Source organism: Ruegeria sp. AB5 (assembly GCF_056542645.1).
In genome coordinates, this window is record NZ_JBQGAE010000008.1 from 163,519 (window position 1) to 188,960 (window position 25,442).

Below are 25,442 nucleotides of genomic sequence, written 5' to 3' on the forward strand. Positions count from 1 at the left end.
AACTAATCGTGCAACCCCTCGCGCGACGGTCGAACTGGTCACGTCTTCATCAGCCTTTCATCTAGCCGTAACGCTCAGGTCGGATCATCCTTGGTTTTTGGATCCTTGTACCTGTTAAGGTCCAGAATACCTGCCTGCACGGGCATATCCTGCAAAAAGACGGCGTGGATCTGATCGCTTGTCGCCCAGAATTCCTCACTGGTCCGGCGCACGCCATAGTCTGCGACCACCTGCATCCAATCGTCTTGCGAGGCGATGGATCTCAAGTCCCGGATGAAGTCGGACATTTGATCCTGTCGCAGCTTGAAGAAGAAATTGGGATAGCTTCCGATCACACCGGGCAGAATGGTCAGGGCGTCATCCTCAGGTGCGCGCCGTGCGGCCTCGTCGAACAGGAATGCCACGTTGGTGTGGGCCTTGTCATGAATCATTGAATAGACGTCAGGCTTGTCGTCGTCCGTTCCGATGACCAGCAGGGACAGGTCGGGCAGAAACGTCACCCAGTGTCCTGTTTGGCTGGTCAGGGCAGCCAGAGCGTCGCCGATGGCGTCTTGTGGGCAACCTCCGGCGGGGCATCGGTTGATGAGATCTTGCTCGGGCCAAAGCCCGCTCCCCCGGCTCAGCAAACCCAGAAAAAACTCTTGCTTGGGATCGTCGGTTTCGAATGTGATCCCGCTTGGGATGCTGTCTTTGATCCGGCGGGTATGCCAATAGGTGTGAAGTTCGGCCAGCACGCCCTGATACCAGCTTTTGTGCATGTCTTCCCGGATATCGCGGGGCATGAGGGTCAGAAAGATGTCTTCACTCTCCATCCGCAGCTCGTCCATATAGATGCGTGTTGCCAACTGGTGCTCGACGCGCCCGAAAACGTCGTAGCCCGCGACCAGATCGTAATAGATCCGCTCGAAAACAGGATAGTCGATGACCCAGGCCGTCTCGGGGATGTCGCCGTGAAATCCTGTCATGGCCGAGGCGTTGTCGAAATGCCGAAACACAGTGATCAGAGCGTTAGGGTTGGTCCCTTCGCCGTCCCAGATCGCGTCATAACCCAACCCGTTTTGATGTGCAGGGCTGTTGCGATAGCGCGTGTCGCGAAACTCGAGATACTGCGCCTGGTTCCGGTGAGAAAACATGTGCAGTTCGCCCAACATGCTGCGATCCATTTGCGAGACGGGCAATTCCAGATATGTGGCACCCTCGGCCAGAAAGCCGGGATCTGAAATGGACAGATCGGCGTCGGGGTCAAGGAAGCTAACCCAGAATCTATCTTCAATTACGTCAACGGCGGTTTCTCCGTGACAGACCGGGCCGCGTATGAAACTGCGCACAAAGAACAGCGCCTCGTCCAGAAGGAACTGATAGCGGCTGCGCGCAGGGATCGCGGCAAAGGTCGAAAACGGATCTCCGCCTTCGGCATCGCCATAGGGCGGCAGATCCGTCAGCGCCCAATTGGGTTGAAGAAACAGGGAGTCATAGCGGGCCATCCGGTCGGGGTTCAGCAAGTAGACCAGATGCTCCTTGTGGACGATGGTCTCATCAACCTGTTGCAGCCGGTAATAGAACGCGTCCACGCCGGGATCGTCAAACGGGCGTCGGGTTGCGATGATGTCGATTTCTTCGCCCTGTGGCGTCGAGGATCGTACGAGCTGAAAGAACCGCCGCGGATCATCCCCGTCAAACCGCAGGCGGGCCAGAAACAAATGCTCGTAGAGGTATCGACTCATCAATCTCGCGCGCGGATCTGGTGCGTTCAAAAACGCCTCCCAGGTGGAAACCTGCGCCTCTATGCCCTCGGGCAAAGGTGTAGCAGCGTCAGGCAGGGCCGCGCCGTTTTGCGCCCACGCCATCAGCAGGTCGTATTCTGAGGCCTCCAGCGGTGCCATGCCGTAGGGCATACCCGCCAGGGGGTGATTGTCGCGAAACGCATCGAATTCCTGATCCGTCGGGCAAACCAGCGGACGGTCCAGTGCCAGCTTCAGTTCGTCCGGCAGCGGTGCGTTGACGGGCAGAGGATTTTCGCGCCCAAGGGCCAGATACCTCTCCAGCAGGCTGACCGTCTCGGGCGTGCCTTTTGTCCTAGGTAGGATCGAATGAAATCCCAGGGTTTGCCATTCCTCGACTGTTGTCGCATCTATGTCCAGACGGGTCGTCTGCGCGTCGGCCAGCCGATCGGTATGATACACCGACAGTTTGCTGCCACCGCGCAAAAGGCCGGCAGGTGAAGTGAGTTTGACCTGACAGGGCGCGTCGTAGCACCCGTGGCACACAACGCAGCGCTTATCGAGAACCGGTTTGACCTGCGACCACTCGGCTTGCGCCAGTGCTTGAAGAGGTGCAAATCCGATTGCCCCCAAAAACAGTGTGACCCAAAGTCTGGCTGGCATTGATGTCCTCCATCTCATCGCGCTTGATCCTAGCTTTGTTCCAACCGAACTGTTTGTCGAGTCTCACGCCCGACAGGTCATCCAGCTTGCGCCTGCCCGTCAGTTGCGCTCTTGTAAACTGACCATTTTTGACCCTCGACCGGAGCTTACCTTGGACTGGCGCGATCACGGCATCTTACTGACCACGCGTCGGCACGGTGAGACGGCCGCGATTGTCGAGGTCTTCACCGAAGCCCACGGCCGTCATGCCGGGGTGGTGCGCGGCGGAACCAGCCGCAAGATCGCCCCGATCCTTCAGCCCGGCGCTCAGTTGGACGTGTTGTGGCGCGCCCGGCTCGAGGAACATATAGGCACCTTCCAGGTCGAGCCTTTGCGCTCACGCGCGGCTGCCGCGTTTTCCGGGCGGCTGGCACTGGCTGGGCTGAACGCGGTAGTGTCGCTTTTGTCCTTCTGCCTACCCGAGCGTGAGCCCCATCCCGCGATCTACATCCAGACCGAACAGTTGATGGACCTGCTGGGTCAGGACGCGGTATGGCCGCTGGCCTACCTGCGGTGGGAGCTTGCGCTGCTGGAGGAGTTGGGCTTTGGCCTGGATCTGTCCTGTTGTGCTGTAACTGGTGTGACCGAGGGGCTGGTTTACGTTTCACCCAAAACGGGCCGGGCCGTCAGTGCGGGCGGCGCGGGGGATTGGGCCGACCGTCTGTTACCCTTGCCACCCTGTCTGCGCGGGGAAGGGACGGCCCCCGACACAGAGGTTGTTCAGGCGCTGCACACGACCGGCTACTTCATGGAAAATAGAGTCGCCCCTGCGCTGGGTCACCACCCGCTGCCCGAGGCGCGGGCACGCTTCGTGGAACAGCTTACTCGGCGGCTTTGAACACCATCTCGTGCCCGTCCTCATTACGCAGGATCAATATGTCGCCGGTCACCTCGGATTGGGTCATCGCCATCAGGGCCGCGAAATACATGCCCTCGGCCTCAAGCCCGGCGCAGGCCGCCCGTGTCGCGGCAAGATCGTTGACCTCGAACCACGGGTAGGGCGCATTCAGCGTGCCGTTGTAGCTGTTGCAGGGCGCATTGCCCGCGATCCTGCCATCTTCAGGAAAGCGCAGGATGGCGCTTGCCTCATAGGGCTGCCCGTTGATCTCTTGCAGCACCCAGTTTCGATCCGCCGCGCCATAGGCGGCCACGGATTCGTCGCGATCGCAGTGAAACAGGGCCATCATCGGCAGCAGAAGGGTCAGACGAAACATGCACGCAGCCTAGCCTGTCTTTGAAGGTGGCTGAACACGAAAATCAAGAGCCCGCGCTCGCAGCAATCAGCTCTTCGCGCACTTCCAGACGGGGCCGCCAGTTATAGCGTTCGTCTTCCGCGATTGCGCCCCAAAACAGGTCGCCGCTCTGCCGCCAGGGGTCGAGGATGACCCCGTCCTCCAGCGTGTCTCCACGTGCGCTGATCGCGGCCGAGTGGTGGATGATACGGAATGTGGTCGGAGGCGACGTCGCCCAATGAACGTCCAGCGTCCGGAAGTTCTCCTGCTGCAGCCGCCGGGTCATTGCCTGCGCCCAGTCATTGCACAGGCCACGTTCACGAAAGCCGTTGATGACTTTGGCGTTGTGAACGATAGGCGCATCGGTCACGCGCCAATCCTGCTTCAGTTGCTGTGAATGGCTGTACGAGATTTCTGCGGCGCGGCGGGCCTCAGCCGGATCAATATTGGGTCCGAGACTGCGGATCGTCAGCTCCAGCGTATCAACATCCGCGCGTGTGACATCGGAAGACGGGGTGCAGGCCCCAAGGGCCGATATCCCAAGGGCGGCCAACAGCGCAATCAGGCGTGTCACGTCAATCTCTCCATTCGACGGGGTGGCGGGCTTGCCGCGACTTTGGGTTCTACGGGCGTCCTCTATGTGATCCGGACGGTTTACGGAAGGGGGAAGTTGTGACGATCGCTGGTCAGAATGCGATGGGTACGAATAGCCAAGACGCGAGGATTTGCGCGTATACAAATCCTAAAGGTCCAAGAAAAAACCCGGCACAAGGCCGGGTTGAGTTGGGGAAAAAGGGTTGCCGAACCCCGGTCAGCCCAGCAGACGCCGAGCGATGACCTGTGCCTGAATTTCGGCAGCCCCTTCGAAAATGTTTAGAATGCGTGCGTCGCACAGAACGCGACTGATTTTGTATTCCAGCGCAAAGCCGTTGCCGCCGTGGATCTGCAAACCATTGTCGGCTGCAGCCCAGGCCACGCGGGCCCCCAACAGCTTGGCCATCCCGGCCTCAAGGTCGCAGCGCTGGCCGTGGTCTTTTTCCCAGGCCGAGAAATAGGTCAGCTGTCGCGCGATCATGATCTCCACAGCCATCATCGCCAGTTTGCCGGAGACGCGCGGGAAGTTGATCAGCGATTTGCCGAATTGCTTGCGGTCCTGCGCATATTGCATCGCGATATCCAGCGCGCTTTGGGCGACACCGATGGCGCGAGCGGCGGTCTGGATACGGGCGGATTCGAAGGTCTCCATCAACTGCTTGAACCCTTTGCCTTCTTCGCCGCCCAGAAGGTTTTCACCCTTCACGTGGAAGCCGTCGAAGCCCAGCTCATATTCCTTCATGCCACGATAGCCCAGCACCTCGATCTCACCGCCGGTCATGCCCGGCGTAGGAAAGGGGGTGTCGTCCGCGCCCGGCGTCTTTTCAGCCAGGAACATGGACAGACCGCGGTGATCCGTGCTGTCCGGGTTGGTGCGTGCCAGCAGGGTCATCACATGGGTTCGTGCCGCATGGGTGATCCACGTCTTGTTGCCGGTGATCTCATAGTCGCCGTCCGCATTTTTCACGGCGCGGGTGCGCAGGCTGCCCAGGTCCGAACCGGTGTTGGGTTCAGTAAATACAGCAGTGGGCAATATCTCGGCGCTGGCCAGTTTCGGCAGCCAGTTTGCCTTCTGTTCGTCCGTGCCGCCCGCGATGATCAGCTCGGCCGCGATCTCGGAGCGAGTACCCAGAGAGCCCACACCGATGTAGCCGCGCGACAGCTCTTCCGAGACCACGCACATCGACGCCTTGGACAGACCAAAGCCGCCAAACTCTTCCGGGATGGTCAGTCCAAACACGCCCATTTCGGCAAGCTCTTCGATGACCTCCATCGGGATCAGTTCGTCCTTCAAGTGCCAGTCGTGAGCGTGCGGTTCAACTTTTTCAACAGCATAGCGACGGAACTGGTCGCGGATCATCTCAAGCTCGTCGTCCAGCCCCGATGTGCCGAACATAGTCGCACCGGCCTGGTTCTCCATCAGGGCAACAAGACGCGTGCGCGCAGCCTGAGAGTTTGCCTGCGCCATAAGGGTCTGAATTTCGGTGGTTTGGAACCCGGACAGAGCATCCCAGCCCAACCCCAGATCCTGCAGGCGCACGAGCTCTCCCTGGTTCATCGGGATGCCGCCTGCGACCTGATGAAGGTATTCCCCAAAGGCGATCTGGTGCAGCAGTTGTTCGATCTCGCCAAACTTGCCGTCAGCGTCCAGCGCTTCGGCCCAGCGCTGCATCTGAGCCAGGGACTGGTGATAGGTTGCCAGCCAGGCCAGCCCGTGCGCGGCGGTCTGGTGTGCCTCGATCAACGCGCCCGAGACGCGCCCGTCCGCGACGACCATAGCCCGCACAGACTCACGCGCGCGTTCAAAGACAGCCTCGACCGCAGGTACGGCTGCCCGGGTCAGGGCCAGAAGGTCCGGCAAAATCGCAGCTGTGGTCATCTCGGTCATATCCTGTCCGTCATGGGCCATGAATCACGTCCTCTTTTTCGTCGTCTGGTCATATCATGCTGCACATGCAGCGCAACAAAAATACGTATTACGTTGCGAAAAAGTCCAAAAATTACTCTTGCATTTTTGCAGTGCAGAGATTGAACACGATGGTATCTAAAGCGCATGACAGTGTTTTCCATACTCTCGCCATCAGACTTGATGCTGGCCGTTTTGATCGCGTTTCTGGCCGGCTGTGTGAAAGGCATGGTCGGCTTTGCCATGCCAATGGTCCTGGTCTCTGGCCTGTCCATGATTTTGCCGCCCGAATTGGCGGTTGCCGGGCTGATCCTTCCAACGCTGGTCACAAATGGTGTGCAAGCACTGCGCGAAGGGATTGGGGCGGCATATGCATCGATCAAGCGGTTCCGCGTGTTCCTGAGTGTGGGTTTGCTGTTCTTGCTGGCGGGGGCGCAGTTGGTGACCCGTGTGCCGTCCTCGACCTTCCTGTTGCTGATCGGGGTCCCGGTGTCGATTTTTGCGCTGCTTCAGGTGTTGGGCGTCGCGCTGACATTGAAAGCACCGTCCACACGTATCGAAGCGACGATTGGTGCGATTGCCGGTTTCGTTGGAGGTATGTCCGGGGTTTGGGGCCCGCCTACCGTGGCCTATCTGACGGCCCTGAACACGCCAAAACAAGAACAACTTAGGGTTCAGGGAGTCATTTATGGGCTGGGTGCAGTTGCACTGGTGGTTGCGCATGTTGGATCTGGGATACTGAATCCTCAGACGGCCCCGTTCTCTGCCCTGTTGGTCATACCGGCAATGGTTGGATTGTGGCTTGGCATGCGCTTTCAGGACCGCATCGATCAGGCAAGCTTTAGAAAGGTTACACTTCTGGTTTTGCTTGTCGCGGGTCTAAACCTGCTGCGGCGGGGATTGATCGGTTGATCGCTCAGACCTTTCGTTCGGCGAAGCGAAACGCGAAGTACAGGCCGAGCATCAGGAAAAACAGACCCGAGATGTCGCCGATCAGAAACGCAATGTATTCAGCGGTGGCGCTGCCAAAAGCCAGATTTGTGAGGGCCGAGACCAAAAAAGACGTGACGATGCCGACGCCCATAATGCAGCTCCAGCAGGGCTTGCGATCCGGGTGCGGGAATAGGTCCCAGCCAATCCATTTAAAGACGTAGAACACCGCTGGAACGGTTGTGACCGCAATGGCAATGGCCATAAGCCGACTGGGTGTAAACACGTCGGTGCCGCCTAGAAACGCGAACACCAGAAACACCCCGGGCAACAAGGCGAAAATGGCGCGCCAACCCAACAGCCAGGCAGACAGAACCCGTACACCATGTGGCAGGAACAGCAGGCTTGCCCGGCTGGGATACTCTGGAAAAAACATGTTCTGCAAAGGCATCAGGACCTCGAAGGTGAGGTAGGACGCAATCACATAGGCCAAAGAGGCATAGAATGTTTCCGAGGCCCACTTGCGCACGGGGTCAGCCGTCAAAGCGCCGGGGCGTGGCGTCACCTGGGTGCATGAACGATGTACCGCCCCCGATTGGCTGTTCCGCTTTGCGACAGATACCCTTGTTCGACCAGCGATTTCAGGGCGCGAAAGAATGTCGGGCGCGATACACTGCGGACCAGAGTATGCTCGATCAGACCAAATGTGCGCACTTCCTGATCCGACTTCGACAGCTCTTCGGCCGCATAGTATATGTCGCGTTCCACCGGAGAGAGTTTTTCAAGCCCCAGGGTCTGCTCCATGCTTTGCATCAGTTTGCGCAGTTCGGTGAGTTTCGAGATTTCAGTCATACTATTACCTGTTATGTTCGTGCCAAGGTCTCAAGGAAGAGACCGCTTCGAAGCGAGCAGAACGAGGATCGTTCAGCTTGTTTCATATTGACACTTTACCCCATCCACATAGACTAGCTTTACGATTAGGCTGCCCAGTTCGCCGGTGTGAGTGTCCGCGCATGAGCTGCCCATAGGTTATTTTAGATGTGGCCCGGTGCGAAAAAGCGCCGGGCCGTTTCAATAGTCACAACCCTTATCGTATGCGTCGTTGCGGGACAATGAATTTGTCTGCGCTTTTCGGAGCAATAACCGGAAGGTGACCAAACGTCAGCGCGGCCAGATCGAAACAAGGGCGCTTGCGCGCCCTTGTTTTTAGGTCAACCGATAGCGACGGCTTTGATGTCTTCGTCAATGAACGGGATGTACTGTTCAAAGTTCTCTGCGAACATTTGCACTAGTTTTTCGGCCTGTTTGTCGAAGGCTGCCTGATCGTCCCAAGTGCGGCGCGGGTCCAGTAGAACTTCGGCAACGCCGGGTACCGAAACAGGCACATCGAAACCGAAATTTGCGTCCTTGCGGAATTCGGCATCAGCCAATGACCCTTCCAGGGCCGCAGTCAGCAGCCCGCGTGTTGCCCTGATCGGCATCCGACTACCAACGCCATAGGCCCCGCCGGTCCAGCCGGTGTTGACCAGCCAGCAGGTCGCACCGTGCTGGGCAATCTTGTCACGCAGCAGGTTGCCGTAGGCCTCGGGGCGACGCGGCATGAAAGGTGCGCCGAAGCAGGTCGAGAAAGTGGGTTGGGGCTCGGTTACGCCACGCTCGGTTCCTGCGACCTTCGAGGTGAAGCCCGACAGGAAGTGATACATTGCTTGCGCCGGTGTCAACCGCGCGATCGGAGGCAGAACACCAAACGCGTCGCAGGTCAGCATGATGATGTTTTTCGGATGCCCACCCAAAGCGCTGCTGGATGCGTTCGAGATATATTCGAGCGGATAGGCGCACCGCATGTTCGCGGTCAGCGAGTCGTCTTCGAAATCCAGTTTCTTGGTTTCCGGATCGAACACCATGTTTTCGATCACCGTGCCGAACTTGCTGGTGGTTGCATAAATTTCCGGCTCGGCCTCGGCGTTCAGGTTGATCGTCTTGGCATAGCAGCCGCCTTCAAAGTTAAATGTCCCACGATCCGACCAGCCATGTTCGTCATCACCGATCAAGGTGCGTGACGGATCGGCCGACAGGGTGGTCTTGCCGGTTCCCGACAAGCCAAAGAACACGGCAGTATCGACGGGGTTGCCGACAGCGTGGTTGGCCGAGCAGTGCATCGGCATGACACCTTTTTCGGGCAGCAAATAGTTCAGGAGTGTGAAGACGGATTTTTTGTTTTCACCCGCGTATTCGGTGCCTGCGATCAGGATCAGTTTGCGGTCGAAATTCATCGCAATCACCGTCTCGCTGCGGCAATTGTGTTTGGCCGGGTCTGCGTTGAAGCTGGGGCAGTTGACGATGGTGAAATCTGCTGTGAAGTCATCCAGGTCTTCACGGTCGGGGCGACGCAGCAGGTGACGGATGAACAGGTTGTGCCACGCCAGTTCGGTGACCATCCGCACATTAATCGAATAGGTCTGGTCAGCGCCGCCCACCAGATCCTGGACAAAGTAGTCGCGGCCTTTCATGTGGGCCAGCATATCTTTGTGGAGCGCGTCAAAGCCTTCGGGGCTCATGGCGGCGTTGTTTTCCCACCAGATAGAATCGGCGACACTATCAGTTTTGACGACGTGCTTGTCTTTTGGCGAACGGCCAGTGAACTTGCCGGTGGTGACCAGAAAGGCCCCGCCATTGCCAAGGGTGCCTTCGCCGCGCTTCAGCGCTTCTTCGATCAGCGCCGGTTCCATGAAGTTGTAATAGACATTTCCCAGACCCTCGATGCCCTGATCCTCGAGGCGGAATTGCGGGTTAACCCGTCCAGATGTCATGTGTGTCTTCTCCTGTGGCGGCGCGTCGGCGATTCTGGCCGGATGCGCTCTTGGGGCATTCATGCCGGGTGAATCCGGCGGACAGGCGCGTCTTATCACGGTCGTTTGGGGCATGAACAGGACGGTTTGGCGCAGTTAGCGCAACCAAGTTCAAGTTTAGCGCCATCACCAATTTCCTGTGGGAAAAGCGGGCAGCTTTTTGCAGTGACCAAGGCATTTTTGCCGCAGAACTGCCCCAACAAAGGCTTGATTCGTGGATACGGATTGATTCGGCGCCTTAAAACCGCCAACAATGTTCTACAAAAAAGCGTATTATTGCGTAAATGAGCAGGAATAGGGGTGACCCCGATGTCAAAGATTGCACTGGTGGATGACGACAGAAATATCCTGACGTCCGTATCCATGACGCTTGAGGCCGAAGGTTTCGAGGTCGAAACGTATAATGATGGACAGGCCGCGCTGGACGCGTTCAACAAGAAATTGCCGGACATGGCCGTTCTGGATATCAAGATGCCGCGGATGGACGGTATGGATTTGCTGCAACGCCTGCGCCAAAAGACGCAGATGCCGGTGATCTTTCTGACCTCGAAAGACGATGAGATCGACGAGGTTTTGGGTCTGCGCATGGGCGCGGACGACTATGTGAAAAAGCCTTTTTCGCAACGGCTTTTGGTTGAACGTATCCGGGCATTGCTCAGGCGGCAGGAAGCCACCAGTGGTGATGCCGCAGCGGCCAGCACCGGAGACACCAAAGTCATGGAGCGCGGCGAATTGCGGATGGACCCGCTGCGTCATGCCGTGACCTGGAAAGGCGCCGATGTTTCGTTGACTGTGACCGAATTCTTGTTGTTGCAGGCTCTGGCGCAGCGCCCCGGCTTCGTAAAAAGCCGCGACCAGCTGATGGACGTGGCCTATGACGATCAGGTCTATGTGGATGACCGAACCATAGACAGCCACATCAAGCGTCTTCGCAAGAAAATGCGCGCGGCTGATCCTGAGTTCTCGGCAATCGAAACGCTTTATGGTATCGGGTATCGGTACAACGAAGAATAGGCGCGCGCCCTTTTAAAAGGTATCTTGGTTCCGTGCGTGACACTGATCAATCTGACGAGCTAAGCGACGCGGATGTCGTTCTTGGGGATGACTGGGTTATCCCTCAGGACCCTGAAGCGGCTGAGCTGCGGGAAAGGCGCCTGCGGAGAAACCTGTTTTCTCTGCGTGGGTCGCCTTTGGCGCGCAAGATTGTGACATTCAACCTGATTGCTCTGGTCATTCTGGTGACCGGGCTTCTGTATCTCGACGATTCCCGAAAGGAACAAGTGCAGCAGACGGCGCGCAATCTCATCGGGGATGCGCAACTGGTCAGCAATGTGTTCGAAACCCGAATGCGCCAGAGTGCTGCACTCGGCGCCACGAATGCCCGGGCTTTGGATGTGGGTGACACTCTGGCCGGACTCAGCCTGCCGGAAGGTGGAGAAGTCTTTGTCTATGATGCGCGCGGGACTTTGATCGGATGGACCCGCGGGGCCTCGACGGCGGAAGATTTGCCGATGCTTTTGCGCACCGATGCCGACGTGCAGACCGGCAGCACCGTGATCAGCGATGCGCTGAACGCGGTCTGGACCGGCGTTTCGCGAGTGTTCAACTGGTCCACGGTCGATGAGGCGCCAACTCTGGCGCAACGTGTCCAGTCTTTCATCCCGGCCACTCTGAAGGGTGAAAACCAGGTTCAGGCGGTTCAGGACGAAGCCGGAGAGACGGTCATTGTGGCCGCAGCACCGATCATTTTTGACGATGCCACGGTGGGTGCCGTGGCCATCGCTGGCCCGGCTGGTGAGATCGACGCCCTCTCTCGGCGCGAGCAGGAACGAATTCTTCAGATGTTCGTTGTGGCCCTGCTGGTGTCGGTCGGCCTCAGCCTTGTTCTTGCATCGACAATCGCCAATCCGCTCGCCGATCTGGCCTCCGCTGCCGAGATGGGTAAGGATCGAGGAACAGGCGTAAACCCGGGGCGTATCCGCATTCCTGACCTGAGCGCCCGCCCGGATGAGATCGGACGCCTGAGCCAGGCATTGCGTGGCATGGTCACGGCGCTGTACAACCGTATTGATGCGAATGAACAGTTCGCGGCGGATGTGGCGCATGAGATCAAAAACCCGCTGGCCAGCCTGCAATCCGCGGTCGGTACGCTGCGGATGGTCAAACGCGATGATCAGCGCGAGAAACTGCTGGGTGTTATCGAACACGACGTCAGGCGCCTGGACCGTCTGGTCAGCGATATCTCGAACGCATCGCGTCTGGACGCGGAGCTTGTCAAAGAGGCCGAGCAACCCTTTGACCTGCTTAAATTGCTGGACAATCTGGGTCAATTTCTGGGCGAGGACGCTCGGTCAAAAGGTATCGACTATGTGACGGACCTGCCAAAAGACCCCATCCAGATCAACGGGCTTGAAGCCCGTCTGGCGCAGGTCTTTGTTAACCTAATCACCAACGCGATTTCGTTCTGTGAAGACGGGGACGCGATCCGCGTCTGGGTGCGCCAGCGGGACAATCGTGTCCTCGTGGTTGTCGAGGACACAGGTCCGGGCATCCCGGAACAGGCCCTGACCAAAGTGTTCAAGCGCTTTTATTCAGAGCGTCCGGAAGAGCATTTCGGGAACAATTCCGGTCTTGGTTTGGCGATCTCGAAACAGATCGTCGAGGCCCATGGCGGTGTGATCTGGGCCGAGAACATCCGCCCGACCGAGGCCGACGTTACCTCGGACCCGTTGGGGGCGCGTTTTGTCGTGGGCCTGCCCGTCTGAGACTATGCGCCAGCACGCTTTGTCAGACACCGTGAACAAGGACAAAGACTGTGTTCATGCGACCTGCGTCGCGGTAGCCGGGCGCGGCGTTCTGATCGTCGGCGCGCCGGGGGCGGGAAAGTCGTCGCTGGCCCTTCGGATGATGGCTTTGGGGGCCGAATTGGTCGCGGATGACAGGGTGAGCCTTCATTTGGACGATGATCAGGTGATCGCCAGCGCAGCCCCGCGAATTTCTGGCTTGATCGAGGCACGCGGGATCGGTCTGTTGAACGCGACCCCTTGCGCCCCGGTTCCTTTGGCTTATGTGCTCGATATGGATCAGGAACAGCCCTCTCGTTTGCCCGAGCCTGCCGAGATACGGGTATTGAAACAGACCGTATCAGTGCTGGCGGGATCGGGCGTGCCCAATCTGGCTGAAGCAATGATGCAACTCCTCAAAATGGGTCGGGTAGACCCGGAATGGCCCAGTACATGACAACACAGCGGCGGATCGTTCTGGTGACAGGGCCCTCGGGGGCCGGTCGGTCGACGGCCATCCATGTGCTCGAGGATCTGGGATTTGAAGCCATCGACAACCTGCCGATGGGTTTATTGACGCGTTTGCTGGACGGGGCGGATGATGATCGGCCAATGGCCTTGGGGATTGATGCGCGCAACCGTGATTTCTCGACCATCGGGTTTATTGAGCTGGCGGAAAAACTTGGTCGGATGGCGCAGGTCGATCTGACGGTTCTGTATCTGGATTGCAGTGACGACGTGCTGTTGCGTCGTTTTTCGGAAACACGCAGGCGTCATCCGGTGGCGAAGGACGCAAGCCCGGAAACCGGAGTGCGTCAGGAAAAGGAACTTCTGGCCCCGATCCGCGAGATTGCCGATACCCTGATTGACACCAGCGTTTTGAATGTCCACCAACTGCGAGAAGAGGTCGAGCATTGGTTCGCCCCTCAATGCGGGCGGCATCTGGCGGTGTCCATCGAGTCTTTCTCTTACAGGCGTGGTCTTCCAAGGGGGCTGGATATGGTTTTTGACTGCCGTTTCCTTGCCAATCCCTACTGGCGGCCTGAATTGCGCGCAGCAGATGGTCGAAACCCGGACGTTGCGTGCTATGTCCAATCGGATACGAACTACGCGCCGTTTTTCGACCGGGTGGTGGATATGCTGAACCTGTTGCTGCCGGCCTTCCGCGCCGAGGGCAAAGCGCACCTTTCTGTTGCGTTCGGATGTACGGGTGGTCAACACAGATCGGTGGCCATCGCCGAGGCGGTCGCGAAAGCCCTTGCAGACAGGGGGCAGCAGGTGGCAATTAGACACCGCGAGATGGAACGACGCGCTTTGAATGTGAGGCCGAATTGATCGGGATAGTGATCGTTGCGCATGGGGGGCTGGCCAAGGAATACCTGGCTGCCATGCAGCATGTTGTCGGAACCCAACCCGGCCTTGTTGCGATTGCGATTGAAGCCGATCATGACCGCGACGACAAACAGGCCGAAATCTGCCGCGCTGCCGACGAGGTAGATGTAGGAGACGGCGTGGTGATCGTCACTGACCTGTTCGGTGGTAGCCCATCGAATCTCAGTCTCCGGGCATGTGCGCCTCAGGATCGGCGCATTCTGTACGGCGCAAACCTTCCAATGCTGATCAAATTGGCCAAAAGCCGCCACCTGCCGGTGGCCGACGCTGTGCGCCAGGCAATGGAGGCTGGACGCAAGTACATCAATGCGCAAAATGTGACATTGGATTAAGACCGGAATTATTGAAATGACCAACCGAAGCTTGAAAATCATCAATGAAAAGGGCCTGCATGCCCGCGCCTCGGCCAAGCTGGTTGAAGTTGTGGAAGGCTTCGATGCCAATGCCGAAGTTTCCAAGGACGGCCTTTCTGCATCAGGGGACAGCATTATGGGCCTTTTGATGTTGGCAGCCTCGCGCGGAACCACTATTGACGTCGAGACCTCCGGGCCGGATGCTGAGGCATTGGCAGAAGCCCTGGAAGCGCTTGTGAACGACAAGTTCGGAGAGGGGTTCTAAGCCGCCCCGCCGGGACAGGAAGAACGGGAAGACCAGGAATTGGCGGAAACAACGCACGAGACCAAGACAGGCCCGGTCGTCGATGGGTCCGAGGATCAGGGTGAGATCTACGACCGTAGAACGTTGACCTACGCGAACTCGTTCGACGATGCCTGGACGTCTACGGCCATTCGCGCCATCGAATGGTGTACCGGCAAGCTGACCATTCTGCGTATGGTCAACAAATTCGAGAAGAAGAACGAACTTTATCGTGGTCAGCGATTCTGGGGCGGCGCGCTCAAGACCATGGGGATCACCCTCACTACCCCGGCAGAACAGATCGCGCGAATTCCAAAGACAGGTCCTGTTGTGGTCGTTGCCAACCATCCTCACGGTATGGTGGATGGCATGATCTTTGCCGAATTGATCGGGCGTGTCCGCAGCGACTACCGCATCCTGACCCGATCGGTGCTGACGGGGTTGGATGAGGCCGCAACCTCGTTCATGATCCCGGTTCCGTTCCCACATGACCCCGAAGCGCAGGCCAAAATGCTGGAAATGCGGGGCAAGGCGATGGACCACCTCAAGGATGGCGGGGTTGTCGCCCTGTTCCCCTCGGGTGTGGTGATGTCATCCGACAATTGGTTCGGCCCGGCGATCGAGCGCGAATGGAATGTGTTCACCGCCAAAATGATCCGCCGCTCGGGTGCAACTGTCGTGCCGATCTATTTTCCGGGGCGCAATTCTCGGGCTTACCAGATTGCGAACAAACTTTCGCCGATCCTGCGGCAGGGCCTCCTGCTGCACGAAATCGTCCGCTCGTGCAACAAGCCGCAGTCTCCAGTTATTGGTGAGCCGGTTTCCGAGGAAGACATGCAACTTCTGGAACGCGATCCGCGCGGGTTCATGGCTTGGCTCAGAAACCATACCATGGCATTGGGCGAGACACTAAAGCGCTGATCCAACCTTCATCTGGCCAAAACGCCCCGGAGGTGAGGGGGCTGACCCCTCCTAGCGCGTCGGTACCGGCACCTCACCACGATAGTCGTAGAATCCACGCTGCGTCTTGCGCCCCAACCACCCGGCCTCGACATATTTGGTCAACAAGGGACATGGGCGGTACTTGGTGTCCGCCAAGCCATCATGCAGCACGTTCATAATCGCCAGACAGGTATCCAACCCAATGAAATCCGCCAGTTCCAATGGCCCCATCGGATGGTTCGCGCCCAGCTTCATTGACTGGTCGATGGACCGAACATTTCCCACGCCCTCATACAGGGTATAGACAGCCTCGTTGATCATCGGCATCAGAATGCGGTTAACGATGAAAGCCGGAAAGTCTTCTGCGCTGGCGGCGGTTTTCCCCAGTTTGTCAACTACGGCCTTACAGGCGTTAAAGGTGGCTTCATCCGTAGCGATGCCACGTATCAGCTCGACCAATTGCATCACGGGTACCGGGTTCATGAAGTGGAACCCCATGAAGCGTTCCGGGCGGTCCGTGCGGCTGGCCAGGCGGGTGATCGAGATCGAAGACGTGTTCGAGGTCAGGATCGTATGTGGTTGCAAATGAGGCTGCAGGTCTTCAAAGATCGCCTGTTTGATCGCCTCACGTTCGGTGGCAGCCTCGATCACCAGATCTGTCTGGCCCAGACGTGGCAATTCCAGCGTGGTGGAAATCCGCGCCAGCGCCGCCTGCATCGCTTCGTCCGAAATCTTCCCGCGCGAGACCTGACGCGCCAGATTTCCTTCAATCGTCGTGACAGCCTTGTCCAGCGCGTCCTGGCTGACATCGTTGACCAGCACGTCGTAATCCGCCAATGCCAGAACATGCGCAATCCCGTTCCCCATCTGGCCTGCGCCAATTACTCCGACCGATTTGATTTCCATGCTCTGGTGCCTTTGCTCTCACGTTGCGGCGACATTACCGGCAGTTCGGGGCGGGCGGCAAGGGGCATCGCTGGTCTCCGGGCTGGTCGAATTTGCTTCAAATGCGCGCATTAGCGTTTTCGCAAGACTTGAGGCTGCAAGATGGCACCCGGGTGAAAAATGGGTGAGTGATATGAGCTATCATCAAACGGGCGCAGCAGTGCCCGAGGACAGTGTTTGTCAGTATGGGACATCAAAATTACAGTTTCGCGGCCCGCGTCGCGCTTTGGACGGGTCCTATCTGGCCTGTGTCGGTGGCGATGAAACCTTCGGGCGGTTCGTAGACAGTCCATTTGCAGCGGTACTTGAAGGTCAACTGGATCGCAAATGTGTCAACTTTGGCAGTTTGCTGTGTGGGATTGAGGCTCTGTGCAGCGACGCGCAGTTGCTGGAACTTGCGAACAAAGCTGAACTCTGCGTGGTGCAGCTGCCGGGCGCGCTCGGACAGTCGAACCGGTTTTATCGAGTCCATCCGCGTCGAAACGACCGGTTTTTGTCTCCAACGCCAGATCTGCTGTCGCTGTATCCCGAGGCGGACTTTACCGATGTCCATTTTGTGAGACATCTGCTGAACCGACTGCACGCGTATTCGGATGCTCGCTTTGAAGTTGTCGCGCACGAGCTACGGCTGAGATGGCGGGATTCGCTTACCGCATTTTTGCAGCAGCTACAGCCTCCGGTCATTCTACTCTATCTGCAAACCGAGGGAGAGATTGCCCGTGAAAACGCTGGGGCTTTGGGGTGTGAACCGGTTTTTGTCGATGCAGCGATGGTCGAGGAGCTTGCCCCCTTTTGCGAAGATATCGTCGTGACGACGGTACGTCTGTCGGGTGATTCGGACGAACTTGAGGATATGCTGTTCGGGACTTTGCAGCAGCCAATGGCCGCGCACATGATCGGCCCAGCCACGCATCGCAACATTGCCGATGTCCTAAGTCAATCCATTCGAAATCTGCATTGAAAAAGGCCCGCAAATGGCGGGCCTTTTCTTTTTTCACTAGAAGATTTCCAGTCGTGCGCTCAGCCGAGTTTTTCGGTGAGTTCAGGGACGGCCTGGAACAGGTCTGCGACCAGTCCGAAGTCTGCGACTTGGAAGATCGGTGCTTCTTCGTCCTTGTTGATCGCAACGATGACCTTCGAGTCCTTCATGCCCGCCAAGTGCTGGATCGCACCCGAGATGCCCACAGCCACATAGAGGTCCGGTGCGACAACCTTACCGGTCTGACCCACCTGCCAGTCGTTCGGGGCATAGCCCGAGTCGACCGCAGCGCGTGATGCGCCAACGGCTGCACCGAGCTTGTCGGCCAGGGTCTCGATCAGTTTGAAGTCATCTTCCGAGCCAACGCCGCGGCCACCCGAAACAACTACACCCGCCGAGGTCAGTTCCGGACGGTCACTTTCGGCCACCTTGTCCTCGACCCACTGCGACAGGCCGGGGTTTTCGCCGACCGAGATGGTCTCGACCGGGGCCGATCCACCTTCGCCCGCCGCGTCAAAGCTGGCAGTCCGCAGGGTGACGACCTTCTTGGCGTCGTTCGATTTTACGGTCTGGATCGCGTTCCCCGCATAGATCGGACGCTCGAAGGTCGATCCGTCAACTACGCCGGACGCATCCGAGATCACCATCACGTCCAGCAGCGCGGCCACGCGCGGCATCACGTTCTTGGCGTCGGTGGTGGCAGGCGCAACGATATGCTCGTAGCCATCGGCCAGCGACACGATCAGCGCGGCGGTCGATTCCGCCAGGCGGTGTCCCAGCGACGCGTCCTCGGCGACCAGAACCTTGGCAACACCGTCGATCTTTGCGGCGGCCTCACCGGCAGCAGCGGCAGATCCGCCCGCAGCCAGAACGGTCACATCGCCCAGAACCTTTGCGGCGTTTACAGCTTTGGCGGTGGCGTCCAGCGACAACTCGCCATTGTTGACTTCAGCCAGAAGTAGAACAGCCATTACACAGCCCCCGCTTCTTTGAGTTTCTCGACCAGCTCGTCGACCGAGCCCACCACGATACCGGCGGCACGTGCCGGTGGTTCGTCGGTTTTGACCACTTCCAGACGCGGTGTCACGTCGACGCCGTAATCGGCAGCGGTTTTCTCGTCCAACGGCTTTTTCTTGGCCTTCATGATGTTGGGCAGCGACGCATAGCGCGGCTCGTTCAGACGCAGGTCAACGGTTACGATGGTCGGCATCTTGACGCTGATCGTCTGCAGGCCGCCGTCCACTTCGCGAGTGACCTTGGCGGTGTCGCCTTCGATGTCCAGCTCGGACGCGAAGGTGCCTTGGCTCCAACCCAGCAGGGCCGACAGCATCTGGCCGGTGGCATTCATGTCGTTGTCGATCGCCTGCTTGCCTGCCAGAACGATGCCGGGCTGCTCTTCCTCGACCACTTTGGCCAGGATCTTGGCGACGGCCAGCGGCTCGATGTCCTGATGAACGTCGTCGGCTGCAACGACCAATATGGCGCGGTCAGCGCCCATGGCCAGTGCAGTCCGCAGAGTCTCCTGCGCCTGCTTTACGCCGATCGAAACAGCGACAACCTCATCCGCCTTGCCGGCTTCTTTCAGGCGGATCGCCTCTTCCACGGCAATCTCGTCGAACGGGTTCATCGACATTTTTACATTGGCGAGATCAACACCGCTCCCGTCCGCCTTAACCCGGACCTTTACGTTGTAGTCAATCACGCGCTTGACAGGCACAAGTACCTTCATTTTTGCGTTCGCTCCTTACAAAAACGGCAAGCCGCATCGCGACTCCACCAATGCTCTCGGACGACTGAATAGCGACTCATGCCTTGCGACAACAGGGCAAAATCGTCACGTCATGACACTGAGACGTCGCGTTTTGTGCTTTTTGACGTAGCGGAGCGTAGCCATGTTGTTTGATCGGCTTGGTTTTTGTCGCTTTTCGGGGAAAAGGCGAGCTTTCCCAGCGTGCCGCACTTTGGGCCGTCAAGAATTCCACAGGGGCGTCCCGCCGGTTTCAGCGGTTTGCGCCGGGAACCCACAAAACATCGTCCTTACCGCCATTGTTGCTGCAGCGCGCAGCGACGAAGAACCAGTCGCTGAGCCGGTTCAGGTATTTGACAGCCGCTTCGTTGACAGGTTCCATATTCGTAAGCTCCACAGCCAGACGTTCGGCGCGGCGTGAAACAGTCCGGCAGACATGCAGATGCGCCGCAAGACGCGATCCGCCAGGCAGGATAAAGCTGCGCAATGGTTCCAGGTCGGCATTCATCGCGTCGATCTCGGCTTCGAGCCGGTCAATCTGCGCCGGGGCGACGCGCAGCGGCGGATAGTCAGCTTCGGCATCCTTTTCCATATCGGGGCGACAGAAGTCCGCGCCCAGATCGAACAGGTCATTCTGAATGCGGGCGAGGGCGGCGTCGATTTCCCCATCGGCTTCGGTGCGGGCAACGCCCACAAACGAATTCAACTCGTCCACAGTGCCATAGGCCGCAACGCGGCCAGAATACTTTGCAACCCGTTCACCATTGCCCAAGGCGGTTTTGCCATCATCTCCGGTGCGTGTGTAGATCTTGTTCAGAACGACCATTCATTGACCTCCTTGTCCGCGCAGAACGACGTAGAGCACGATCAGCACCACGGCAATAAACTGGAAGAGAATGCGCAATCGCATCATCTTGTTGCTTTTCTTGGCAGCTTCCATACCGCCTTTCCCGAAATTTGCGATGCCAATGGTCAACACGACGACAACTGCCGCCATGGCCAAAAGCAAAATGACCATCAAAAGGTCCATTGTCAGTCACCGTCCGTTTTTTTGTGTTGGCCCTGATTTAGCGTCTGATTGGCCAAAAGCGAACGTGAAATTTCGTCTCAGATATCAGACAGGATGCGATCAATGGCGTTTGTCGGCAGGATACGGCGCAGATATCCGGCGATATAGGTAGGCGTTGTGACGTAATAGCGCGACCTTGGACGTTTGGCTTCGACTGCATGGGCCAGCTTGTCTGTGACGGCCGACGCAGGGAGTTCGAATTTATCCGGACCCGAGCTTTCGTACAGGCGTTTGAGCAGGGAATCCTGGTATCTGGTGCGCAGTGCAGAGGTTTCCCAATCGATGAAGCGCTCAAACACGGGAATCGCCTTTTCCCGAATTTTCGAGGTGATCGGACCAGGTTCAATGAGAATGACCTTGATGCCGCTGTCCCGTAATTCCAGCCGCATCGTATCCGTCAAACCTTCTATCGCGTACTTCGTGGCGACATAGGCCCCGCGCCAAGGAAAGGCGACCAGTCCCAGAACCGAAGAGTTCTGTACGATGCGCCCATGCCCCTGGTCCCGCATCACGGGAATCACCTGCCGCGTCAGCTCGTGCCAGCCAAAGACGTTGGACTCGAAAATAAAGCGCAAGCCGTCAGTTGGCACGTCCTCGACAGCGCCAGGCAGGCCATGGGCTCCATTGTTGAACAATGCATCCAGCGTGCCCTCTGTGGCTTCGAGAACTTCGGCCAGACCAGAGGTGATGCTACCGGTATCCTGATAGTCGATCCGCGGGCTTTCAAACCCTTGCGCACGCAATCTGTCGCAATCACGTTGCTGACGGCACGAGGCAAAGACGCGCCAGCCGCGCGCACGCATGCCGTGTGCTGCATCCAGACCAATGCCGGATGAGCAGCCGGTAATAAGAATCGATTTCTGCATGTTTTTCCCGAACCTCAGCGTCACCAGAACCTATGGCGCGCAAGGGCACAGGGCAATGACGCCACCGCGTCAGTTTGCTGTTTTTCGGACCAGTGACGCGGATATCCATCCGACCTGTTGCCCGGGCAACACGCGTGTCCGCAACCAGCCGGTGCCGGACTCGCTGAGAACCTCGACCTTCTGTCCGATTGAGGCCTTGCCTACAATCGGATAGATGGTACCGGGTCCGTCGCGCATGTTCACGCGGGTGCCCGAAACTTCGCGAATGTCCTTTTCAGGTTCTGCAGACGTGACCAATACAGGGTGCTCGGGTGCAGCATCGGTTGCAACCTGTCGCAAAGCCGCGACCCCGTCTTCCAGTGAAGCCAGTGTCAGAGAGACGCTTTGATCTTGAAACAGTGACGGGTTGGCCTTGAGCCCGGCCGCGACCTGAGACAGCAAGGCCTTGGTCTCTTCTTCACCCGGAACGGGTTCGGGTTCAGCCAGAAACTCGATCACAGGGGTCGGCTGGAAGGTGGCTCGGGTCACCAGCTCTTCGACCGGGGCCGGAGTTGGGATCGCCGGTTTAGGGGCGGGCTGTGGCACGGCAGCGATCTGCTGCGGGTTGTCGACCCGCAAGCCACGCGGCTCGAAGTCCGGTCCACCGCTCATCACGTAGAAAACCCAACCAAGGGCTGCAAAGGTAACAAGTATCAGGCGCGTCATGGCGCATCCCCCAGATCAATCGTAACGTCAAAAATTGGCAGCAATTCAATCTCTGAGAGCTTACCATATTTTGCCGTCCGAGTCGAAAAATGGGGGAAATCCGGGACTTGCCTCCCCCTGTTGCAAAAAGCGCGACTTGTCCCCAGCAAAATGTTTGCAGCTTGCTTTACCCGCGCGCGCTTGCGTCGTATCACATCATATATGAACGATACGATCGACGACCCCAATATGGAGACCCCTGACAATGGGGGCGAAGTAGCCGAACCGCTGCGCCGCGCAATAGGCGAGCGCTATCTGACCTATGCGCTGTCTACCATCATGCACCGTGCCTTGCCGGATGCGCGGGATGGGCTGAAGCCGGTACACCGGCGAATCCTCTATGCGATGCGCGAGCTGCGGCTGAGCGCGACGGGGGGATTCCGCAAGTCCGCGAAAATTTCCGGCGACGTGATGGGTAACTATCACCCGCATGGCGATGCCGCGATTTACGACGCGATGGCGCGTCTGGCGCAGGATTTCAACGTCCGTTACCCGCTGGTCGACGGGCAGGGGAATTTTGGCAATATCGACGGGGATAACCCGGCGGCCTCGCGCTATACCGAAGCGCGGATGACCATCGTGGCCGAAGCGCTGCTTGAGGGTCTGAACGAGGACGCCGTTGATTTCCGCGATAACTATGACGGCACGCTATCCGAGCCTGTTGTGCTGCCCGCGCAATTTCCGAACCTGCTGGCCAATGGCTCCAGCGGCATTGCGGTGGGAATGGCGACGAACATTCCGCCGCATAACATCTCGGAGCTGTGCGACGCCTGTCTCCATCTGATCAAAACGCCGGATGCGCGCGACGACACTCTTCTGAACTACGTGCCCGGCCCGGATTTCCCAACCGGCGGCGTGATCGTCGAGCCGCCCGAGAACATCGCGCAAGCTTATCGCACCGGGCGCGGGTCCTTCCGCCTGCGTTGTAAGTTCGAAGTCGAAGATCTGGGCCGCGGCCAATGGCAGATCGTCGTCACCGAGATCCCGTATCAGGTTCAAAAGTCCAAGCTGATCGAAAAGATCGCGGAACTGATTCAGACCAAGAAAATTCCGATCCTTGGCGATGTGCGCGACGAATCCGCCGATGACATCCGCCTGATCCTGGAACCGCGTTCCAAGAATGTGGACCCCGAGGTTCTGATGGGCATGCTCTATCGCAACTCGGACCTTGAGGTGCGGTTCAGCCTGAACATGAACGTGTTGATCGACGGCGTAACGCCCAAGGTCTGCTCGATGAAGGAAGTGCTGCGCGCTTTCCTGGATCACCGGCAAGAGGTTCTGCTGCGCCGGTCGCGCCACCGGATGGCCAAGATCGACCACCGGTTGGAGGTGTTGGAGGGCTTTATTGTCGCCTTCCTGAACCTCGACCGCGTGATCGATATCATCCGCTATGACGATGACCCCAAAGCCGCGCTGATGCGCGAGGATTGGGGCATTACCCATGTCCGCGCCACCAGTGAGGCCGACTATGTCTCGCCCAAACCGGGCGAGGGAGAACTGTCCGAGGTACAGGTCGACGCGATCCTCAACATGCGCCTGCGCAGCTTGCGTCGTCTGGAAGAGATGGAGCTGGTTCGAGAACGCGACGAGTTGATGCTGGAGCGCGCCAATCTCGAGGACCTTCTGGCCGATCCCGTCCTGCAATGGGCCAGGATCGCCGACCAGTTGAAAGAGACCAAGAAGACCTTCGGCAAAGACTATGAGGGTGGCGCCCGTCGCACCCAGTTTGCCAAAGCCGATCAGGTCGAAGAAGTGCCGCTTGAGGCGATGATAGACCGTGAACCGATCACGGTCGTCTGCTCTCAGATGGGCTGGATCCGTGCCATGACGGGGCATATAGACCTGAGCCGCGAGCTGAAGTTTAAGGACGGTGACGGCCCGCGGTTTATCTTCCACGCGGAGACCACCGATCGCCTGCTGGTGTTCGCCTCGAATGGGCGGTTCTACACGGTCAGTGCCGCAAACCTGCCCGGCGGTCGTGGGATGGGCGAACCGCTGCGCCTGATGGTCGACCTGCCCAACGAGGCGCAGATCATCGACATCCTGATCCACAAGCCGGGGCGCAAACTGCTGGTGGCCTCGGACGCAGGCAACGGCTTTATGGTGCCCGAGGATGAGGTGCTTGCGCAGACCCGCAACGGCAAACAGGTGTTGAACGTCAAAGGCGATGAGACGGCGATGATCTGCAAGCCGGTCGGCGGCGACCATGTGGCGGTTGTGTCTCAGAACGGCAAGTTCCTTGTCTTCCCGACCGAGGAATTGCCCGAGATGACCCGCGGCAAGGGTGTCCGCCTGCAGAAATACAATATGGCCCGCGGGCGACAGGGCACGCTTGAGCTGGATGGTGGTTTGTCCGATATCACGACCTTCAATTGGGAAGAGGGCCTGAAATGGTCCATGGGCGGTGACAAAACCCGGCACGAGGCGGATATGTCGCAATGGCTTTCCAAGCGCGCCAGCGTCGGGAAAAAACCGCCCTACGGCTTTCCGCGCGACTACAAGTTCACGTGATCGGTTACAGGCCTCGGGTGGATTTCTGCCGATACGGCTTGGCACAGGCCGTATCAGTGCGCTAGATCAAAGAAAACAGGCCTATCGAGACATCATCATGCTGCGAATTCTGACCTTGATCACCGGACTGGCCCTAACGGGCGCCTGTACCCAGACGCAGGTGTACGAAGAACCAGAATCCCTTGGGGAATTCAAGCTGCGCGTGAATTACGCGTTTGCGGACAAAGCCGTTCAGGGGCCCGTCTCGCGCGATGCGACACCTGATGAATGGACCAAGGCGATCCAAAATGCGGTGGACATTCGTCTGGGTCGCTATGAGGGTTTGCAGGAATACGATATCGGCATCAGCTTGGAAGGGTACATGCTGGCGCCGCCGGGTATTCCGGTCATCTATAATCCCAAAAGCACCGCCATCGTTCTGGTCAATGTCTATGACGTGAAGAAAAAGGAATTCCTTGCCAAGGGAAAACAGTTCCAGGTTTTGGAAGATACGACCGGTGAAAGCGCTCTGACAGGTTCGGGCAATACGCGAACGAAAGAAGAGCAGATGAGCGGTCTTGCCTTGAAAGTGGCCGACCGGGTCGAGGAGTGGCTGGCCGAGGAACATGCCGAGAATGGGTGGTTCGACAAGCGTCCGAATCTGATCGAGCCTCTCCAAACTGGTGAGGTCGCGCAAAATCCGGCGTGATTGGTGCATTTCCCGCAGGATGTGCTTGATTTTCCCCCCTGAACCAAATATCTCGCGCGCGCAGATGTAACCACGGGACCAAGGGTCCCCCAAATCGCAAAAGGGCGCCTGAGGAATGGCAAAGGAAAAGTTTGAGCGTACAAAACCGCACGTCAACATCGGCACGATTGGCCACGTTGACCACGGCAAGACGACGCTGACCGCAG

The 25,442-nt window shown here is 58.3% G+C and carries 27 protein-coding genes; 13 read left to right on the forward strand and 14 right to left on the reverse strand.

Annotated elements, in window-relative coordinates; genetic code table 11:
* Window positions 1–74 precede the first annotated feature (74 nt).
* Entirely contained in the window at window positions 75–2,384 is a 2,310-nt protein-coding gene (locus ACR0L4_RS15290; protein WP_480513946.1) for a fatty acid cis/trans isomerase, read from the reverse strand.
* A 151-nt stretch (window positions 2,385–2,535) separates the two neighbouring features.
* Between ACR0L4_RS15290 and recO the strand changes: the two genes are divergently transcribed.
* Window positions 2,536–3,261: a DNA repair protein RecO gene (gene recO / locus ACR0L4_RS15295; RefSeq protein ID WP_480513948.1), complete on the forward strand. Its 726-nt coding sequence runs from the start codon at window positions 2,536–2,538 to the stop codon at window positions 3,259–3,261.
* On the opposite strand, the gene ACR0L4_RS15300 is transcribed toward recO, so the two are convergent.
* From ACR0L4_RS15300 to ACR0L4_RS15310, 3 genes are all read right to left on the reverse strand, one after another.
* Window positions 3,245–3,637, reverse strand: a complete 393-nt coding sequence (locus ACR0L4_RS15300) for an META domain-containing protein (protein WP_480513950.1) — start codon at window positions 3,635–3,637, stop codon at window positions 3,245–3,247. The two genes, recO and ACR0L4_RS15300, sit on opposite strands and share 17 nt — an antisense overlap.
* A gap of 43 nt (window positions 3,638–3,680) precedes the next feature.
* A complete protein-coding gene (locus tag ACR0L4_RS15305; RefSeq protein WP_480513952.1) occupies window positions 3,681–4,229 on the reverse strand; it encodes a hypothetical protein in 549 nt (182 codons plus the stop codon).
* Between the two features lie 237 nt (window positions 4,230–4,466).
* A complete protein-coding gene (locus tag ACR0L4_RS15310; RefSeq protein ID WP_480513954.1) occupies window positions 4,467–6,158 on the reverse strand; it encodes an acyl-CoA dehydrogenase family protein in 1,692 nt (563 codons plus the stop codon).
* Window positions 6,159–6,302: 144 nt separating this feature from the next.
* On the opposite strand from ACR0L4_RS15310, the gene ACR0L4_RS15315 reads away from it, so the two are divergent.
* On the forward strand, window positions 6,303–7,067 hold the full coding sequence (locus ACR0L4_RS15315) for a sulfite exporter TauE/SafE family protein (protein WP_480513956.1): 765 nt from the start codon (window positions 6,303–6,305) through the stop codon (window positions 7,065–7,067).
* A 4-nt stretch (window positions 7,068–7,071) separates the two neighbouring features.
* Here ACR0L4_RS15315 and ACR0L4_RS15320 read toward each other — a convergent pair whose 3' ends face one another.
* From ACR0L4_RS15320 to ACR0L4_RS15330, 3 genes are all read right to left on the reverse strand, one after another.
* Window positions 7,072–7,650: a hypothetical protein gene (locus ACR0L4_RS15320; RefSeq protein WP_480513958.1), complete on the reverse strand. Its 579-nt coding sequence runs from the start codon at window positions 7,648–7,650 to the stop codon at window positions 7,072–7,074.
* Window positions 7,647–7,937 carry a hypothetical protein gene (locus ACR0L4_RS15325; RefSeq protein WP_170752220.1) on the reverse strand — a complete coding sequence of 97 codons (291 nt, stop codon included), beginning with the start codon at window positions 7,935–7,937 and terminating at the stop codon, window positions 7,647–7,649. The genes ACR0L4_RS15320 and ACR0L4_RS15325 overlap by 4 nt, the downstream gene beginning before the upstream one ends.
* A gap of 359 nt (window positions 7,938–8,296) precedes the next feature.
* Window positions 8,297–9,895 carry a phosphoenolpyruvate carboxykinase gene (locus tag ACR0L4_RS15330; RefSeq protein ID WP_480513960.1) on the reverse strand — a complete coding sequence of 533 codons (1,599 nt, stop codon included), beginning with the start codon at window positions 9,893–9,895 and terminating at the stop codon, window positions 8,297–8,299.
* 348 nt (window positions 9,896–10,243) lie between these two features.
* Between ACR0L4_RS15330 and ACR0L4_RS15335 the strand changes: the two genes are divergently transcribed.
* From ACR0L4_RS15335 to ACR0L4_RS15365, 7 genes are read left to right on the forward strand one after another with little or no spacing between them, the layout of a single operon-like run.
* Entirely contained in the window at window positions 10,244–10,948 is a 705-nt protein-coding gene (locus ACR0L4_RS15335; protein ID WP_170752217.1) for a response regulator transcription factor, read from the forward strand.
* A gap of 32 nt (window positions 10,949–10,980) precedes the next feature.
* Window positions 10,981–12,699, forward strand: a complete 1,719-nt coding sequence (locus ACR0L4_RS15340; RefSeq protein ID WP_170752215.1) for a sensor histidine kinase — start codon at window positions 10,981–10,983, stop codon at window positions 12,697–12,699.
* A gap of 31 nt (window positions 12,700–12,730) precedes the next feature.
* On the forward strand, window positions 12,731–13,174 hold the full coding sequence (locus tag ACR0L4_RS15345; RefSeq protein WP_480513962.1) for an HPr kinase/phosphorylase: 444 nt from the start codon (window positions 12,731–12,733) through the stop codon (window positions 13,172–13,174).
* Window positions 13,159–14,052 (forward strand): RNase adapter RapZ, encoded by an 894-nt coding sequence (gene rapZ, locus ACR0L4_RS15350; protein ID WP_480513964.1) that lies wholly within the window; start codon window positions 13,159–13,161, stop codon window positions 14,050–14,052. Before ACR0L4_RS15345 ends, rapZ begins: the two co-directional genes overlap by 16 nt.
* Window positions 14,049–14,441, forward strand: a complete 393-nt coding sequence (locus tag ACR0L4_RS15355) for a PTS sugar transporter subunit IIA domain-containing protein (RefSeq protein WP_170752211.1) — start codon at window positions 14,049–14,051, stop codon at window positions 14,439–14,441. Before rapZ ends, ACR0L4_RS15355 begins: the two co-directional genes overlap by 4 nt.
* Before the next feature lie 16 nt (window positions 14,442–14,457).
* Complete coding sequence (locus ACR0L4_RS15360; protein ID WP_170752209.1) at window positions 14,458–14,727, forward strand: HPr family phosphocarrier protein; 270 nt, start codon at window positions 14,458–14,460, stop codon at window positions 14,725–14,727.
* A gap of 39 nt (window positions 14,728–14,766) precedes the next feature.
* Entirely contained in the window at window positions 14,767–15,666 is a 900-nt protein-coding gene (locus tag ACR0L4_RS15365; RefSeq protein WP_170752207.1) for a lysophospholipid acyltransferase family protein, read from the forward strand.
* Window positions 15,667–15,717: 51 nt separating this feature from the next.
* Here the strand turns inward: ACR0L4_RS15365 and ACR0L4_RS15370 are convergent, their stop codons facing one another.
* Window positions 15,718–16,593: a 3-hydroxybutyryl-CoA dehydrogenase gene (locus tag ACR0L4_RS15370; protein ID WP_170752205.1), complete on the reverse strand. Its 876-nt coding sequence runs from the start codon at window positions 16,591–16,593 to the stop codon at window positions 15,718–15,720.
* Between the two features lie 172 nt (window positions 16,594–16,765).
* On the opposite strand from ACR0L4_RS15370, the gene ACR0L4_RS15375 reads away from it, so the two are divergent.
* Window positions 16,766–17,593 carry a DUF6473 family protein gene (locus ACR0L4_RS15375; protein ID WP_480513967.1) on the forward strand — a complete coding sequence of 276 codons (828 nt, stop codon included), beginning with the start codon at window positions 16,766–16,768 and terminating at the stop codon, window positions 17,591–17,593.
* A 59-nt stretch (window positions 17,594–17,652) separates the two neighbouring features.
* On the opposite strand, the gene ACR0L4_RS15380 is transcribed toward ACR0L4_RS15375, so the two are convergent.
* The 6 genes from ACR0L4_RS15380 to ACR0L4_RS15405 all read right to left on the reverse strand — a co-directional run bounded on the left by ACR0L4_RS15380 (window position 17,653) and on the right by ACR0L4_RS15405 (window position 21,998).
* Window positions 17,653–18,582: an electron transfer flavoprotein subunit alpha/FixB family protein gene (locus ACR0L4_RS15380; RefSeq protein ID WP_170752202.1), complete on the reverse strand. Its 930-nt coding sequence runs from the start codon at window positions 18,580–18,582 to the stop codon at window positions 17,653–17,655.
* Entirely contained in the window at window positions 18,582–19,340 is a 759-nt protein-coding gene (locus ACR0L4_RS15385; protein WP_480513970.1) for an electron transfer flavoprotein subunit beta/FixA family protein, read from the reverse strand. The genes ACR0L4_RS15380 and ACR0L4_RS15385 overlap by 1 nt, the downstream gene beginning before the upstream one ends.
* 271 nt (window positions 19,341–19,611) lie before the next feature.
* Window positions 19,612–20,184, reverse strand: coding sequence for a cob(I)yrinic acid a,c-diamide adenosyltransferase (locus tag ACR0L4_RS15390; RefSeq protein ID WP_170752198.1), 573 nt, complete (start codon window positions 20,182–20,184; stop codon window positions 19,612–19,614).
* Entirely contained in the window at window positions 20,185–20,388 is a 204-nt protein-coding gene (locus tag ACR0L4_RS15395) for a twin transmembrane helix small protein (RefSeq protein ID WP_170752196.1), read from the reverse strand. It abuts the gene before it with no gap.
* A 77-nt stretch (window positions 20,389–20,465) separates the two neighbouring features.
* Entirely contained in the window at window positions 20,466–21,293 is an 828-nt protein-coding gene (locus tag ACR0L4_RS15400; protein WP_170752194.1) for an SDR family NAD(P)-dependent oxidoreductase, read from the reverse strand.
* A gap of 69 nt (window positions 21,294–21,362) precedes the next feature.
* Window positions 21,363–21,998: an SH3 domain-containing protein gene (locus ACR0L4_RS15405; RefSeq protein ID WP_480513973.1), complete on the reverse strand. Its 636-nt coding sequence runs from the start codon at window positions 21,996–21,998 to the stop codon at window positions 21,363–21,365.
* Window positions 21,999–22,199: 201 nt separating this feature from the next.
* On the opposite strand from ACR0L4_RS15405, the gene ACR0L4_RS15410 reads away from it, so the two are divergent.
* The 3 genes from ACR0L4_RS15410 to ACR0L4_RS15420 form a co-directional block, all read left to right on the forward strand.
* Window positions 22,200–24,548 carry a DNA topoisomerase IV subunit A gene (locus ACR0L4_RS15410; protein ID WP_480513975.1) on the forward strand — a complete coding sequence of 783 codons (2,349 nt, stop codon included), beginning with the start codon at window positions 22,200–22,202 and terminating at the stop codon, window positions 24,546–24,548.
* A 97-nt stretch (window positions 24,549–24,645) separates the two neighbouring features.
* A complete protein-coding gene (locus tag ACR0L4_RS15415) occupies window positions 24,646–25,236 on the forward strand; it encodes a hypothetical protein (protein WP_480513977.1) in 591 nt (196 codons plus the stop codon).
* A gap of 115 nt (window positions 25,237–25,351) precedes the next feature.
* On the forward strand, window positions 25,352–25,442 hold a 91-nt coding region (locus ACR0L4_RS15420; RefSeq protein WP_215675807.1), incomplete at its 3' end, for a GTP-binding protein.

What these genes read in the sequence shown, in the direction of transcription:
- ACR0L4_RS15290 (WP_480513946.1), bottom strand. Translation starts at nt 2,384, where the DNA reads ATGCCAGCCAGACTTTGGGTCACACTGTTTTTGGGGGCAATCGGATTT.
- ACR0L4_RS15300 (WP_480513950.1), bottom strand. Translation starts at nt 3,637, where the DNA reads ATGTTTCGTCTGACCCTTCTGCTGCCGATGATGGCCCTGTTTCACTGC.
- ACR0L4_RS15310 (WP_480513954.1), bottom strand. Translation starts at nt 6,158, where the DNA reads ATGGCCCATGACGGACAGGATATGACCGAGATGACCACAGCTGCGATT.
- ACR0L4_RS15315 (WP_480513956.1), top strand. Translation starts at nt 6,303, where the DNA reads ATGACAGTGTTTTCCATACTCTCGCCATCAGACTTGATGCTGGCCGTT.
- ACR0L4_RS15325 (WP_170752220.1), bottom strand. Translation starts at nt 7,937, where the DNA reads ATGACTGAAATCTCGAAACTCACCGAACTGCGCAAACTGATGCAAAGC.
- ACR0L4_RS15330 (WP_480513960.1), bottom strand. Translation starts at nt 9,895, where the DNA reads ATGACATCTGGACGGGTTAACCCGCAATTCCGCCTCGAGGATCAGGGC.
- ACR0L4_RS15335 (WP_170752217.1), top strand. Translation starts at nt 10,244, where the DNA reads ATGTCAAAGATTGCACTGGTGGATGACGACAGAAATATCCTGACGTCC.
- rapZ (WP_480513964.1), top strand. Translation starts at nt 13,159, where the DNA reads ATGGCCCAGTACATGACAACACAGCGGCGGATCGTTCTGGTGACAGGG.
- ACR0L4_RS15360 (WP_170752209.1), top strand. Translation starts at nt 14,458, where the DNA reads ATGACCAACCGAAGCTTGAAAATCATCAATGAAAAGGGCCTGCATGCC.
- ACR0L4_RS15370 (WP_170752205.1), bottom strand. Translation starts at nt 16,593, where the DNA reads ATGGAAATCAAATCGGTCGGAGTAATTGGCGCAGGCCAGATGGGGAAC.
- ACR0L4_RS15375 (WP_480513967.1), top strand. Translation starts at nt 16,766, where the DNA reads ATGAGCTATCATCAAACGGGCGCAGCAGTGCCCGAGGACAGTGTTTGT.
- ACR0L4_RS15380 (WP_170752202.1), bottom strand. Translation starts at nt 18,582, where the DNA reads ATGGCTGTTCTACTTCTGGCTGAAGTCAACAATGGCGAGTTGTCGCTG.
- ACR0L4_RS15385 (WP_480513970.1), bottom strand. Translation starts at nt 19,340, where the DNA reads ATGAAGGTACTTGTGCCTGTCAAGCGCGTGATTGACTACAACGTAAAG.
- ACR0L4_RS15390 (WP_170752198.1), bottom strand. Translation starts at nt 20,184, where the DNA reads ATGGTCGTTCTGAACAAGATCTACACACGCACCGGAGATGATGGCAAA.
- ACR0L4_RS15395 (WP_170752196.1), bottom strand. Translation starts at nt 20,388, where the DNA reads ATGGACCTTTTGATGGTCATTTTGCTTTTGGCCATGGCGGCAGTTGTC.
- ACR0L4_RS15400 (WP_170752194.1), bottom strand. Translation starts at nt 21,293, where the DNA reads ATGCAGAAATCGATTCTTATTACCGGCTGCTCATCCGGCATTGGTCTG.
- ACR0L4_RS15405 (WP_480513973.1), bottom strand. Translation starts at nt 21,998, where the DNA reads ATGACGCGCCTGATACTTGTTACCTTTGCAGCCCTTGGTTGGGTTTTC.
- ACR0L4_RS15410 (WP_480513975.1), top strand. Translation starts at nt 22,200, where the DNA reads ATGAACGATACGATCGACGACCCCAATATGGAGACCCCTGACAATGGG.
- ACR0L4_RS15415 (WP_480513977.1), top strand. Translation starts at nt 24,646, where the DNA reads ATGCTGCGAATTCTGACCTTGATCACCGGACTGGCCCTAACGGGCGCC.